The sequence below is a fragment of the Brevundimonas sp. UBA7534 genome (genome assembly GCF_002479325.1).
GTDB lineage: Bacteria > Pseudomonadota > Alphaproteobacteria > Caulobacterales > Caulobacteraceae > Brevundimonas.
On the sequence record NZ_DLMO01000099.1, the window covers coordinates 1 to 12,246 of the forward strand.

Here is a 12,246-nt window from a genome sequence, read left to right on the forward strand (position 1 = left end):
GGGCCGTTCCAGGCCGGCGCAGGCGGCAGGAAGGCCTGATCCCAGGGCGCGGCATTGGGCAGGGCCGATGGGGGCGTCTGGGACATGGCGGGACTCGCGAGCAGAAGGGCGGCGACGAACAGGAGGCTGGAGCGCATGCGCTTTGGTGGGCAGAATGGTCCGATGAGGCAAGCGTTCAGCCGCTCCCGCCGGTAGAAGTCAGCTATTTCCAGATCGGAGTCTTGTAGCCGGGCAGGCCCAGGCGATCCCAGATGTCGTTAACCCGCTCGATCACCTCCTCGTCCATGCGGATTTCCTCGCCCCATTCGCGCTTGGTCTCGGGCGGCCATTTGTCGGTGGCGTCCAGGCCGATCTTGGAGCCCAGTCCGCTTTCGGGCGAGGCGAAGTCCAGATAGTCGATCGGCGTCGACTCGATCACGGTGATATCGCGCGCCGGGTCCATCTTGGTCGAGATGGCCCACATCACGTCCTTCCAGTCGCGGGCGTTTATGTCATCGTCCACGACGATGACCCACTTGGTGTACATGAACTGGCGCAGATAGCTCCAGACGCCCAGCATCACCCGCTTGGCGTGGCCCGGATAGGCCTTCTTCATCGACACCACGGCGATGCGGTAGCTGCACCCCTCGGGCGGCAGCCAGAAGTCGACGATCTCGGGGAACTGCTGGCGCAGCAGGGGGATGAAGACCTCGTTTAGCGCCTCGCCCAGCACGCTCGGCTCGTCCGGCGGCCGTCCCGTGAAGGTGGTCAGATAGATGGGGTCGCGGCGCATGGTGATCGCGCTGACCTGGAAGACCGGGAACTTCTCGACCGAGTTGTAATAGCCGGTGTGGTCGCCGTACGGACCCTCGTCCTCGAACTCGTCCAGCAGGACGTGGCCCTCCAGCACGATTTCGGCCTGGGCCGGAACCATCAAGGGCACGGTCTTGCAGGGTACTAGCTCGGCCTTGGCGCCCCGCATCAGGCCGGCGAACTGATATTCCGACAGGGTGTCCGGCACCGGAGTCACCGCCGCCAGGATCGTGCCCGGATCGGCGCCCAGCACCACGGCGCAGGGCAGGGGCTCGCGCTTTCCGGCCTTCTTGTGCCGCGCGTAGTGTTGGGCTCCGCCCCGGTGCGCCAGCCAGCGCATGATGGCCTTGTCCTTGCCCAGCACCTGCATCCGATAGATGCCCAGGTTGAAGTCGTCCTCGCGGTCGTCGCTCGGCCCCTTGGTCACCACCAGACCCCAGGTGATCAGCGGCGCGGGTTCGCCGGGCCAGCACGACTGGACGGGAAGCGCCGTCAGGTCGATCTGGTCGCCCTTCAGCACCACCTCCTGCACCGGGGCCTTCTTCACCGTCTTGGGCCGCATCGACATGACGGTCTGCGCCAGCGGCAGCATCTCCATCGCGTCGCCCAGACCGCGCGGCGGCGTCGGGTTTCGCAGGAAGGCCAGCAGTTCGCCGACCTCGCGCAGCTCGCCTGCCGTCGTTCGATCCTTGCCCTCCAGGGTCACGCCCATGGCCACGCGCTTCACCGTGCCGAAAAGATTGGCCAGGCAGGGGATGGGGCTGATGGAGCCGTCCGGCATCACCGGCTTTTCGAACAGCACCGCCGGCCCGCCGTTCCTCAGCAGCCGGGTCTGGATCTCGGTCATCTCCAGCACGGTGGACACGGGCTCGGACACCCGCACCAGCTCGCCGTCGGCTTCCAACTGGTCGATGAAGTCGCGCAGGGATTTGTAGGCCATCAGTCCCCCTAGAGCCCCAGGTCGGCGATCTGCCGCTCGAACATCGCGCGGGCGGCGGCGTACATCGCGTGGTCGGCGTGGAACACCTGTTCGTGGCGGCTGCGATAGGCTTCGTAATCGCTGGCCTGGCCATAGGTCGTGACGTTCGTCCGTTCGTCAGCCGCTTCGGGCTTGCCCAGCACCGTGGCGAACAGGCGCAGCGTCTCGGGAAAGCGCTCGCTGAGGCCCACGGCCACGAAGTCGCGATCGAACGCGGTATGCGCCGTCTCCGGCGTCAGGTCGTTCGGCATCTGCATCATCAGGCGGGTGATCGGCTGCTCGGCTGCCTCGTCGGCGCGTCGTCCGAACCAGGTGTCGAACGACGGATCGTCCTCCATCTCGTCCACCGGGTCGCCGGCGGCCTTCAGCATGTTCTTGAACCGCCATTCCGAGATGATCCGGTCGAACGGATCGCGCATCACGGTGATGACCTGCTCGGCGTCGGGATAGTACTGGCGAATGGCCGAGTTGTTCCGGCGGGTGAAATGGCCATGCACGCAGGCGTCGGCCTGGGCCTCGGTGCGCGTCAGGGGCGTCGGCCAGCCCGGATAGTGGTTGTGCAGCCGCTCGCCGAACCAGCCGCCCAGGATCGACCGAAACGACGTGCCCGCCGTCTTGGGGATGTGCAGCGAGATCAGCAGCTTGGCCGGATCGTAGGGTTTGGGTCCGGCGAAGGAGGAAGGGGCGGCGGCGGAAGGTGTCATGGGTCTGCTTCTACCCCCTTCCGCCGCGAACGCCAGCACACGGCCTCAGCCTTTGGGATCATCCCACTGGTAGGCCGGATCCAGCCAGTCGCCCAGCCGTTCGGCCCGGTCCAGCGCGTCCATCCGCTGCATCTCCTCCGACGTCAGTTCGAAGTCGAAGATGTCGAAGTTCTCGCGCGCGCGACTTTCCTTGGTGGTGCGGGGAATGGCGATGACGCCGTTCTGGATCAGCCAACGCAGGGTGATCTGGCCGGGCGTCTTGCCGTGCGCACGGGCCAGTTCGCCGATGGTGGCGTCGTCGGCGATCTTGCCCTGCGCCAGCGGCGACCAGGCGGTGATGGACGATCCCAGCGCCCGGGCCGTCGCGACCAGGGCGTCGATCCCCAGATAGGGATGGTGCTCGACCTGGTTGGTCACCAGCTTGGCCTTCGACAGCGCCTGGGCCTCGCGCCACTGGGCCGAGGGGAAGTTGGACAGGCCGATCGAGCGGGTCAGTCCCTGGTCCTTCGCCTCGTTCAGCGCGCCCAACGTCTCTTCGAACGACGGGGCGGGCTTGGGCCAGTGCAGCAGCAGCAGGTCGGGGGTGGTCCCCAGGCTGTCGGCCGATTCACGCGCCTGCTTCAGCAGGCCCTCGCGGTCGAAATGCTCGACCCAGATCTTGGTGGTCAGGAACAGATCCTGGCGCGGCACCCCCGAATCCCGGATGCCCTCGCCGACCGCCTTCTCGTTCTTGTAGATCCAGGCGGTGTCGATGTGGCGATAGCCGATCCGCAGGGCCTCGGCCACCATGCGGCGTGCGTCGTCCGGCTCCAGCTGCCAGGTGCCGAACCCCAGCAGCGGGATCTCGATGTCGTCCACCTTCGTGGTGGGCTGGTCGCCATAGGCCATGGGGGGCTCCTTGAACTCGTCGGGACGGTTCAGTTAGGCGCCGTCGGCCCCGCCCGAAAGGCCGGCGTCGAACCAATCCAGGATTTCTTCCCACAAGGGCTCCATCCCCTTGCGAAAGGCGCCCTCGTGGCCGATGCGGCGAACGCCGAAGTCGCGGGGCGTTCGGGTCACGATCTCGGCCGGCGCGGCGGGATAGGCCTCCAGCAGGCGCGCGGCGGTGCGGGGTGTCGCGATGGGATCGTCGGGGAACACCCACGATCGGATCGGGGTCCGCACCTGGTCGAAATGCTGCGGCTCCAGCCGGCCGGTCTTCAACTCGTCCAGGAAATAGGCCGGTTTCAGGCACCACCGTCGCCAGGTCTCGAACACGCCGCGCGGCAAATCAGTCCCGCGCCAGCCGCCGCCCGACTTCACATAGCCGTGCCGCCTCAGGTGCGCCGGCCCCAGGCCCAGCCAGAAGAACAGTTCGACGGGGTTGTAGGTCCGGTGGTGGCCGCCCCACCAGCCCGTGCCCACCGACACGAAGGCGTGTCGCGTGAACTGATCGTGACTGGGCATGAAGCCCACGAAATGCCCGCCGACGCTGTGCCCGACATGAAACAGCGGCAGACCCGGCGCCGTCGCCTTCAGCGCCTTCAGCGCCGCCGGCATGTCCAGCCGACCCCAGTCGGGATAGTCCATCGTCATTCCCGCCAGATCGTCGGGCCGGGATCCCCCGATGCCGCGATAATCATAGGTCAGGACGATCGCGCCGCGCCCAGCCATCCAGCGCGCGAACCGGCCGTAGAAGCCACGCGGAAAGCCCGTCCCGGCCGACACCAACACCGCCATCCTCGGCGTTTCCGGCCGGAACAGCGTGGCCTCCAGCGGCCAGCCGTCCGCCGCCTTGACGATGCGATCCTCCACCTTCACCGCTGTTTCCGCCCTGTTCGTTTTTATTGCGGACGGACCATGGGCGGCTTCCGTCGCGTCAGGTCAAGCGGCGTCGAACGCCGTGACCATCCGACGGGGCGCGACCCGGCGCCATCGTCGCTCCAGCGCCGCCCTCAGCCACTTCGGATCGACCGAGGCGATGCGCGCCAGCACGATCGGATAGTCGCGGTGGTGGTCGGTGACGTGGAAGGTCTCCGGATACATCTCTATCAGCAGCTCGCGCTCATCCAGATTGTCCAGGTGAACCACGATGCTGTCACCCGGAGTCTTCGGCCACATCCAGGTGAAGAACTTTCCCGCGACCTTGTACGAGGGCTCGCCGTAGGACACGCCGTCCTCGACGCCGGGGAACGACAGCAGCATGGCCCGGACCTCGTCGCGGGTCATGTCGGTGCGATCAATTCCAGATCCGGGAAATAGGTCCGGTAGCGCGAGGCGTCGCGCGTCAGCAGCCGATGCCCCGCCTCCAGGGCATGCGCGCCGATGAAGAAATCGGGCAGGGGCGACGTCCTGGCTCCGCCGCGTCGACGATAGGCGACGAAGGCGCGACCCGCCGCGAAGGCGGCCGGCCAAGGCAGGTCTTCGCGAACGACGCCCAGGTCGGAAAGAACCATGTCCAGCGCCTTCAGGGTCGAATAGCCGGCGGATAGTTCGGCATAAATGATCGAATTTATGACGGCGGCCTCGCCGCCGTCCAGCACTTCCGCCAGGCGGGCGACGGACCATTCGATCCAGCGCGGCTCTTCCGTAGCGATGTCCAGCAGGACATTGCTGTCGATCAGCACGCCGCTCATTCGCCGCGCGTCATCGCCATGATCTGGTCGGTGCTCAGCCCGCCGGTGCGCGCGGTGCCGCGCAGGCGCTCGACCCGGCGCCGACCTTCGCTGCTGGCCTTGCGCGTCACTGTCACGACATTTCCGTCATAGCGGAATTCGACGTCCGTATGGGGCAGCAGGCCGGCCTTTTCCCGAATGTCGACGGGGATGGTGACCTGGCCCTTCGATGTGATCCGCATGGTATTACCTCTCTGACCTGAAAGTAATACTTGCAGCCGCCTCGCGCAACGTCAGTATGCGATGGCGATGCCGTCCTTGCGCAGCTCGGTCGCCGCGCCATAGGTCCAGCGGCCGCCTGGGTTCTGCTGCATCATCACGTTCTGGTAGCCGCCGAAGCCGCCGTCCGGCTCTCCCAGGGTCCAGCCCATCGCGCGCAACTGGGCCTTGGTCGCCTCCGGCACGCCGCTCTCCAGGTGCAGCACGCCGGCGCCTTCCTGCGGCTGGCCGGTCGGCTCGGACGAGCCGTAGTGCTGCCAGCGCGGCGCGTCGCCCGCCGCCTGCGGATCCAGGCCGTAGTCGACCATGTTGATGATGATCTGCGCCTGGCCCTGCGGCTGCATGGCCCCGCCCATGACGCCGAACGCCATCCACGGCTGGTCCCCCTTGGTCGCGAAGCCGGGGATGATGGTCTGGAACGGGCGCTTGCCGGGCGCATAGACGTTGGGATGACCGTCGGTCAGGGCGAACAGTTCGCCCCGGTCTTGGAACATGAAGCCCAGCGGCTCATGGCCGTCGTCCGGCGCCAGGCCCGAGCCCATGCCGCGATAGTTGGACTGGATCCAGCTGACCATCATGCCGTCGCTGTCGGCGACGCTGAAATAGGTGGTGTCGCCGTGGTGCGGGGCGTCGCCGGGCATGACGCGGTCCATGATCCGGTCCGGTCGGATCAGCCTGGCCCGCTCGGCCGCATAGGCCTTGGAGTTCAGCCAGTCGATCGGGATTTCGGCGAAGCGGGGATCGGCGAAGTATCGGGCGCGATCCTCGAACGCCAGGCGCTTCGCCTCGGCCTGGACGTGCAGCGAGGCGGCGGACTGAAAGCCCATGCCCTTCAGATCGAACTGCTCGCAGATGTTCAGGATTTGGTTGGTCGACAGCCCCTGGGTGTTCGGTCCCAGGGCGTAAACCCCCACACCCCGGTATTCGGTGCGGATCGGCTCGACCCAGTCGGTGCGGTGCGCGGCCAGGTCGGCGCGGGTCATCCAGCCGCCGGTGCGCTTGAAATAGGCCTCGATGCTGTCGGCGATCGGGCCGTCGTAGAAGGCGTCGCGCCCGCCCTCGGCGATCATCCGCAGGGTCCGCCCCAGGAAGGGGTTGGCGAACACCTCGCCCACCTTCGGCGTCGCGCCGGTCGGGGCCCAGATGCGCTTCCGGTTGTCGTTTTCTTCGATCGGGATCCGGCCCCGGTCGAAGGCGGCCATGTTGCGCTCCAGGTAGTAGGCGATGACCTGCGGCACGGGCACGCCCTGCTCGCACAGCTCCGCGACCGGCAGCAGGACGTCCTTCCACGCAAGCTTGCCGTAGCGCTGGTGGGCGCTCCACCAGGCGTCCACCGTGCCCGGCACGTTCACCGTCACCGCGCCGTAACGGGGCAGGTAGCCGTCGATGGCCCGGGACCGGGCCGCCTCAAGGCTCAGGCCGCGCGGACTGCCGCCCGAGCCATTGAAGCCGACGACCTTCTTCAGCTTCGGGTCCCACAACATGCAGAAGGCGTCGCCGCCGATGCCGTTGGCGACCGGCTCCAGAAAGCCCAGCGCCGCATTGATGGCGATGGCCGCGTCGATGGCCGAGCCGCCGCGCCTCAGGGTGTCGATCCCCACCAGGCTGGCCACCGGATGCGCCGTCGCCGCCGCCCCGTTGGCGCCCCAGACGGTGGAGCGGCCCATGAACTTCGGCCCGGTCACCCGGTCGCCGATGCCGACGTCGGCGTAGGGATAGGCCGGCTGCGCCGAGGCGGGCGCCGCCGCCGTCGAGGAGGGGGCCTCTCCGGACGTCTGCGCCTGGGTCGGGGCCGCCGCGGCGACCAGCGCCCCCGCAGGCAGGGCGGACAGGAAGGTGCGGCGACGCATGGCGGACTCCTCGAACAGTCAGACCGCATCAAGGCCGCCCTTCGCCGTCCCGGCAACCCTCGGGGTCAAAGAAAAAGGCCGCGTCCCGAAGGGCGCGGCCTCTTGATCTCGTCCTGATCCGCTCGGGCTCAGGTGATGTCTTCGTTCAGCAGGCCGACCTGGAAGAAGCCGTTTTCCTGCAGGTTGTTCATGACTTCCATGAACTGCGAGTACTTCACTTCCGGCTGGGCGCGGATGAAGACGCGCTCCTCGCGGCAGGCGCCGCCGCCCAGGGCGTCGCACACGTCGGCGGCCATGGTCTCGATGGTGGTCTGCTTGTCGGCGATGAACAGCGAGCCCGAGTCCTGGATGGTCACATAGACCGGCTCCTTGGGGTTCGGATCGTTCGGGTTCGGCACGGGCGGCGGCAGGTCCAGGCGGATCGACACGGTCGCCAGCGGCGCGGCCACCATGAAAATGATCAGGAGGACCAGCATCACGTCCACGAACGGGGTGACGTTGATCTCGGAATTCTGCTCGATGGTCTTGCCGTCGCCGCCGCCGGGTCCACTCAGCTTCGCCGCCATGAGGTGCGTCTCCGTCTACTGGCCGGACCGCGTCCGGCGTGTTCTGTCGCCCGAGGGCGTGAAGGTCTCTTGGCGTCCCGATGCGCGCTTGTAAAGCGGTTCTCAACGTTCACAGGTTCCGCAGCGGCGATTTTCGTTCGCCGAGGCCCCCGGTCAGCCCTTGGCCAGCTTCAGGAAACGTTCGGTCAGGGCCGGATCATCCCGGAAAGCCCCCGTGAAGCGGGTCGTGACGGTCGAAACGTGCCGATGATGCACGCCCCGGGTGGTCATGCACTGGTGGGCCGCGTCGATCATCACCGCCACGCCTCTGGGCTGCAGGTGCGATTCGATGGCGGCGACGATGTCGTTGGTCAGGGTCTCCTGGTTCTGCAGGCGCCGCGCGAAGATCTCGACCACCCGCGCCAGCTTGGAGATGCCGACCACCTTCTCGCCGGGCAGATAGGCGACATAGGCCTTGCCCAGGAAGGGGGCCAGGTGGTGCTCGCAATGGCTCTCCACCTCGATCTCGCGCAGGATGACCATGTCGTCATAGCCCTGCACGTCCTCGAACGTCCGGCTCAGCTCCTTGGCCGCATCGGCGTCATAGCCGTCGAACCATTCGCCATAGGCGTCCACCACCCGCTTGGGCGTGTCGACCAGGCCGGGCCGCTCGGGGTCGTCGCCGGCCCAGGCGATCAGGGTCCGCACCGCCTCCAGCGCCTGTTCGCGGCTGGGGCGCTTGACGGTCTGCTCGTCGCTGACGAGCACGGGCTTGGCGGGCGTAACGCTCATTGAACCTGATTTCCGGTCGGTCGGGCGAAGCCGCCCGGTTTACCTTCTACAATCCGTCGGGACTGTATATCAGGCCGCTATATGGGACGGACCCTCCGTCTCGCAAGAAAACCTGCGAAGACTTCCCCGATGCCGCTGCACATCCACGACACCCTGCGCCGTGAAAAGCGCCTGTTCGAACCACGCGATCCGAACCGGGTGACCCTCTATGTCTGCGGCCCGACGGTCTACGACTACGCCCACATCGGCAACGCCCGCCCGCCGGTGGTGTTCGACGTGCTGGTGCGCCTGCTGCGCCGGACCTACGGCTCGGACAAGGTGATCTACGCCCGCAACGTCACCGACGTGGACGACAAGATCAATCAGAAGGCCGCCCGCGAAGGCGTGCCGATCGGCGAGGTCACGGCCCGCTACGAGGCCGCCTATCTGGCCGACATGGGCTTGCTGAACGTCTCGCCGCCCGACCTGGCCCCCCACGTCACCAACTACATCCCCGCCATCGTCAACCAGATCCAGGCCATCGTCGACGCCGGCTGCGCCTATGCGGCGGAAGGGCACGTCCTGTTCGACGTCTCGTCCTATCCGGCCTACGGCGCGCTTTCGGGCCGGAACCTGGACGACATGATCGCCGGCGCCCGCGTCGAGGTCGCCCCCTACAAGAAGAACCCGCACGACTTCGTCCTGTGGAAGCCGTCCAAACCCGACGAGCCGTCCTGGCCCTCGCCCTGGGGCGAAGGGCGCCCCGGCTGGCACATCGAATGCTCGGCCATGATCGAACAGGCTCTGGGTCTGCCCATCGACATTCATGGCGGCGGCATCGACCTGGTGTTCCCCCACCATGAAAACGAGATCGCCCAGGGCGTCTGCGCCCACGGCCATGCCCACGGCGACCAGGCCCACGACGAATACGCCCGCTACTGGATGCACAACGGCTTCCTGACCGTGGACGCCGAGAAGATGTCCAAGTCGATCGGCAACGTCCTGCTGCTGCACGACCTGGTCCAGGCCATGCCGGGCGAGGTCGTTCGCTGGGCCCTGCTCAGCGCCCACTACCGCCAGCCTCTGGACTGGAACCAGGGCCTGCTGGATCAGTCCAGGAAGTCGCTGGACCGTCTCTACGGCGCCCTTCACCGTTCGGCCGGCGTCGAAACCCCCGACATTGACCCGCCCGCCGGCTTCCTGAAGTCCATCGAGGACGACCTGAACACGCCCGGCGCCATGGCCGCGCTGTTCGCCCTGTCCAGCGAGATCGAGCGCGGCATGACCGCGGGCGATCTGGACGCCGTGGCCCAGGCCCGCGGTCGTCTGGTCGCCTGCGCCTCCATCCTGGGCGTGCTCCAGGCAGACCCCGCCGCCTGGCTGGAGGGCGAGGTATCCGTCGCCCTGCGCGCCGAGGTCGAGACCCTGCTGGAGCGCCGCGCCGCCGCCCGCGTCGCCAAGGACTGGCCCGAGGCCGATCGCATCCGCGACCGCCTGAACCAACTGAATGTCATCGTCATGGACGGCCCGACCGGCGCCACCTGGCGTGTGAAGGGCTAGCCCCAAATCCTCTCCCGCCTGCGGGAGAGGTGGCCCGTCGTTCGCGCAGCGAACCAGGGTCGGAGAGGGAAGTCTTCAGAGAGATGCTTCCCCCATCGTCAGCCGTCTCGCTTCGCTCGACGCGCTGACACTTCCCCGACAAGCAGGGGAAGGTTGGCGACCTCAGCCCGCCCGGCGCACCAGTTCGTCGGCCAACTCCGCGGTCAGATAGCCGTCGGCCGTCCGTCCGTTGGCCAACTGCCAGCGACGCAGGGCCGCGCGGGTGTTGGCGCCGATGACGCCGTCGACGCCCTTGGTGTCGTATCCCATCCGCGTCAGCGCGTTCTGGGCGCCGATCCGTTGATCGCGGGTCAGGGGCGCGTCGTTCGGCCAGGCCTTGGTCAGGGCAGGCTTGCCCTGGACCCCGTCCGCGATCAGCCCGATGGCCAGCGCATAGGACACCGAGTTGTTGTAGGCCCGGATCACATAGTGGTTCGGCAGGGCCAGGAAGGCCGGCCCGTTGGCGCCCTGCGGCAGGAGGATGGCCGCCGGCTCCTGCGCCTCGGCGCCGTTCGGCGTCCCGCCCTGGGCCAGGCGCACGCCTTTGCCGACCCAGTAGCTCCAGGGATGTTTCGGCCCTTCCGCCTCGGCGTAGTCGAACCCCGTCGGCAGGGTCACCTCATAGCCCCAGGTCTGGCCGCGCTTCCATCCGGCCTGCGCCAGCAGATTGGCGGCCGAGGCCAGGGCGTCGGCGTCGTCGCCCCAGATGTCGACATGGCCGTCGCCGTCCTGGTCGACGCCCAGCCGCAGATAGTTGTCGGGCATGAACTGGGTCTGGCCCATGGCCCCGGCCCAACTGCCCTTCAGCCCCGCGCGCTCGCGCCGGCCGTCCACCACGATGTCCAGGGCGTGCGTCAGCTGCCCTTCGGCCCATTCGCGGCGGCGCCCGTCATAGGCCAGCGTGGCTAGCGAACGGATCACGTCATAGTCGCCCTGCACCTGGCCAAAGGCGCTTTCCTGCGCCCAGATCCCGACAAGGATCTCGCTGGGCACGCCGAACCGCTGCACCACCGACCACGGCACGCGGTCGATGCGCTGCTTGGCCTGGGCGATGCGGACGGGCGTCGCCGCATTCTGCACATAGACGCCAGCCGGGCGCGAGAACTCCGGCTGGTTGCGGTCCAGGCGCACCACGCTGGGGTCGGGCGTCAGTCCCTCCATCTCGCGGGCGTAGGCCGCGCGCTTGGCGCTGCTGGCGCGGGCCAGGAAGCTCTGCTTCCAGCCGTCGAACCCTTGCTGGTCATAGGCGGCCAGCGGCGGTGTCGTCGGGGCCGGCGCCGGCTGGGGCGCAGGAGCCTGGGGCGCGGGCGACGGCGCGGGGGCGGGCAGGGTCGGAAGCGGCGGTTCGGGCAGCATGGGCGCACAGGCCGAAACGCAGCCGATCAGAAGCAGGCGGGAGGAAAAGCGCATGGGAATCAACTTAAAGCGGCTCGCGCATCAGGGGAAATGACAACCGCGCGAAGGCCGCGCTTTCGCCATCAAACGCCTGTCGCGCGAAATCGTGCGCCGCGCCTCCCCATTTGCCGTCGTTAACCCTGAATTTTCTCGACCTGTTCGGGTGCTGCGGCGTAATAGCGCACCGTTCCCTCTGACGGCCTGATGGCGGAGTGGCGACGCGACGGGCGTGCAACCCCGTAAACCCTCCGTTCGACTCGGAGGTCAGGCCTCCATATTCTTTTGTGCTATCGCCCTTCGGGCTACTTGAGCACGTGTTGGGCGTGCCGCCCCCTTCGCGCTGTTTGATCACGTTCGCCTCTCCCTCCCCGTCCGGGGAGGGTGGTCGCGCAGCGACCGGGTGGGGACGGCCGGCAAATCACAATGGATCGCGGGGCCGGGAGAATGCCCAGTTTCACGCCCTTTCGGCTTGACGCATGGGAGTCGCCTCTCTATACGCACCGCCTCCGCCGCGATCCCAACGGGTCAGCGGCTTTTCTATTGGTTTCTCTCAGGACGTCCGACCATGAAGGTCCGCAGCTCGCTCAAGTCCCTGAAGACCCGTCACCGCGACTGCAAGGTCGTGCGTCGCAAGGGCCGGGTCTATGTCATCAACAAGACCGACCCGCGCTTCAAGGCCAAGCAGGGCTAAGGCTTTCCTGAGCCTCGCGAGAGGCCCTGCGCTCAAGCAGCCCGAAG

13 protein-coding genes and 1 tRNA gene are annotated in these 12,246 nt (G+C 67.6%); 3 read left to right on the top strand and 11 right to left on the bottom strand.

Going from position 1 to position 12,246, the window contains the following annotated elements:
* Positions 1-202 precede the first annotated feature (202 nt).
* From B2U11_RS07345 to folE, 10 genes are all read right to left on the bottom strand, one after another.
* Positions 203-1,732: a UbiD family decarboxylase gene (locus B2U11_RS07345; RefSeq protein ID WP_292070864.1), complete on the bottom strand. Its 1,530-nt coding sequence runs from the start codon at positions 1,730-1,732 to the stop codon at positions 203-205.
* A gap of 8 nt (positions 1,733-1,740) precedes the next feature.
* The gene (locus tag B2U11_RS07350) at positions 1,741-2,475 is read right to left on the bottom strand and encodes a sulfotransferase family 2 domain-containing protein (RefSeq protein ID WP_201215809.1); all 735 of its coding nucleotides are present in this window, start codon (positions 2,473-2,475) and stop codon (positions 1,741-1,743) included.
* Between the two features lie 45 nt (positions 2,476-2,520).
* A complete protein-coding gene (locus tag B2U11_RS07355; RefSeq protein WP_201215806.1) occupies positions 2,521-3,363 on the bottom strand; it encodes an aldo/keto reductase in 843 nt (280 codons plus the stop codon).
* 33 nt (positions 3,364-3,396) lie between these two features.
* Positions 3,397-4,275: a serine aminopeptidase domain-containing protein gene (locus tag B2U11_RS07360; RefSeq protein WP_292070865.1), complete on the bottom strand. Its 879-nt coding sequence runs from the start codon at positions 4,273-4,275 to the stop codon at positions 3,397-3,399.
* Between the two features lie 63 nt (positions 4,276-4,338).
* On the bottom strand, positions 4,339-4,683 hold the full coding sequence (locus B2U11_RS07365) for an MmcQ/YjbR family DNA-binding protein (RefSeq protein WP_292070866.1): 345 nt from the start codon (positions 4,681-4,683) through the stop codon (positions 4,339-4,341).
* Entirely contained in the window at positions 4,680-5,090 is a 411-nt protein-coding gene (locus B2U11_RS07370; RefSeq protein ID WP_292070867.1) for a type II toxin-antitoxin system VapC family toxin, read from the bottom strand. The genes B2U11_RS07365 and B2U11_RS07370 overlap by 4 nt, the downstream gene beginning before the upstream one ends.
* Positions 5,087-5,311, bottom strand: a complete 225-nt coding sequence (locus B2U11_RS07375) for an AbrB/MazE/SpoVT family DNA-binding domain-containing protein (RefSeq protein ID WP_292070868.1) — start codon at positions 5,309-5,311, stop codon at positions 5,087-5,089. Before B2U11_RS07375 ends, B2U11_RS07370 begins: the two co-directional genes overlap by 4 nt.
* A gap of 51 nt (positions 5,312-5,362) precedes the next feature.
* The gene (locus tag B2U11_RS07380) at positions 5,363-7,198 is read right to left on the bottom strand and encodes a gamma-glutamyltransferase family protein (RefSeq protein ID WP_292070869.1); all 1,836 of its coding nucleotides are present in this window, start codon (positions 7,196-7,198) and stop codon (positions 5,363-5,365) included.
* A gap of 128 nt (positions 7,199-7,326) precedes the next feature.
* Positions 7,327-7,764: a biopolymer transporter ExbD gene (locus B2U11_RS07385; RefSeq protein WP_201215860.1), complete on the bottom strand. Its 438-nt coding sequence runs from the start codon at positions 7,762-7,764 to the stop codon at positions 7,327-7,329.
* Between the two features lie 153 nt (positions 7,765-7,917).
* Entirely contained in the window at positions 7,918-8,535 is a 618-nt protein-coding gene (gene folE, locus B2U11_RS07390) for a GTP cyclohydrolase I FolE (RefSeq protein ID WP_292070870.1), read from the bottom strand.
* Positions 8,536-8,664: 129 nt separating this feature from the next.
* On the opposite strand from folE, the gene cysS reads away from it, so the two are divergent.
* Positions 8,665-10,074 carry a cysteine--tRNA ligase gene (gene cysS / locus B2U11_RS07395; protein ID WP_292070871.1) on the top strand — a complete coding sequence of 470 codons (1,410 nt, stop codon included), beginning with the start codon at positions 8,665-8,667 and terminating at the stop codon, positions 10,072-10,074.
* 162 nt (positions 10,075-10,236) lie between these two features.
* Here cysS and B2U11_RS07400 read toward each other — a convergent pair whose 3' ends face one another.
* Entirely contained in the window at positions 10,237-11,523 is a 1,287-nt protein-coding gene (locus tag B2U11_RS07400; RefSeq protein ID WP_292070872.1) for a lytic murein transglycosylase, read from the bottom strand.
* 183 nt (positions 11,524-11,706) lie between these two features.
* Here B2U11_RS07400 and B2U11_RS07405 point away from each other — a divergent pair.
* Both B2U11_RS07405 and ykgO read left to right on the top strand, forming a co-directional pair.
* Positions 11,707-11,783, top strand: a tRNA-Ala gene (locus B2U11_RS07405).
* Positions 11,784-12,073: 290 nt separating this feature from the next.
* On the top strand, positions 12,074-12,199 hold the full coding sequence (gene ykgO / locus B2U11_RS07410) for a type B 50S ribosomal protein L36 (RefSeq protein WP_031448545.1): 126 nt from the start codon (positions 12,074-12,076) through the stop codon (positions 12,197-12,199).
* The last annotated feature ends 47 nt before the right edge of the window (positions 12,200-12,246 follow it).

What these genes read in the sequence shown, in the direction of transcription:
- B2U11_RS07345 (WP_292070864.1), bottom strand. Translation starts at nt 1,732, where the DNA reads ATGGCCTACAAATCCCTGCGCGACTTCATCGACCAGTTGGAAGCCGAC.
- B2U11_RS07350 (WP_201215809.1), bottom strand. Translation starts at nt 2,475, where the DNA reads ATGACACCTTCCGCCGCCGCCCCTTCCTCCTTCGCCGGACCCAAACCC.
- B2U11_RS07355 (WP_201215806.1), bottom strand. Translation starts at nt 3,363, where the DNA reads ATGGCCTATGGCGACCAGCCCACCACGAAGGTGGACGACATCGAGATC.
- B2U11_RS07365 (WP_292070866.1), bottom strand. Translation starts at nt 4,683, where the DNA reads ATGACCCGCGACGAGGTCCGGGCCATGCTGCTGTCGTTCCCCGGCGTC.
- B2U11_RS07370 (WP_292070867.1), bottom strand. Translation starts at nt 5,090, where the DNA reads ATGAGCGGCGTGCTGATCGACAGCAATGTCCTGCTGGACATCGCTACG.
- B2U11_RS07375 (WP_292070868.1), bottom strand. Translation starts at nt 5,311, where the DNA reads ATGCGGATCACATCGAAGGGCCAGGTCACCATCCCCGTCGACATTCGG.
- B2U11_RS07380 (WP_292070869.1), bottom strand. Translation starts at nt 7,198, where the DNA reads ATGCGTCGCCGCACCTTCCTGTCCGCCCTGCCTGCGGGGGCGCTGGTC.
- B2U11_RS07385 (WP_201215860.1), bottom strand. Translation starts at nt 7,764, where the DNA reads ATGGCGGCGAAGCTGAGTGGACCCGGCGGCGGCGACGGCAAGACCATC.
- folE (WP_292070870.1), bottom strand. Translation starts at nt 8,535, where the DNA reads ATGAGCGTTACGCCCGCCAAGCCCGTGCTCGTCAGCGACGAGCAGACC.
- cysS (WP_292070871.1), top strand. Translation starts at nt 8,665, where the DNA reads ATGCCGCTGCACATCCACGACACCCTGCGCCGTGAAAAGCGCCTGTTC.
- B2U11_RS07400 (WP_292070872.1), bottom strand. Translation starts at nt 11,523, where the DNA reads ATGCGCTTTTCCTCCCGCCTGCTTCTGATCGGCTGCGTTTCGGCCTGT.
- ykgO (WP_031448545.1), top strand. Translation starts at nt 12,074, where the DNA reads ATGAAGGTCCGCAGCTCGCTCAAGTCCCTGAAGACCCGTCACCGCGAC.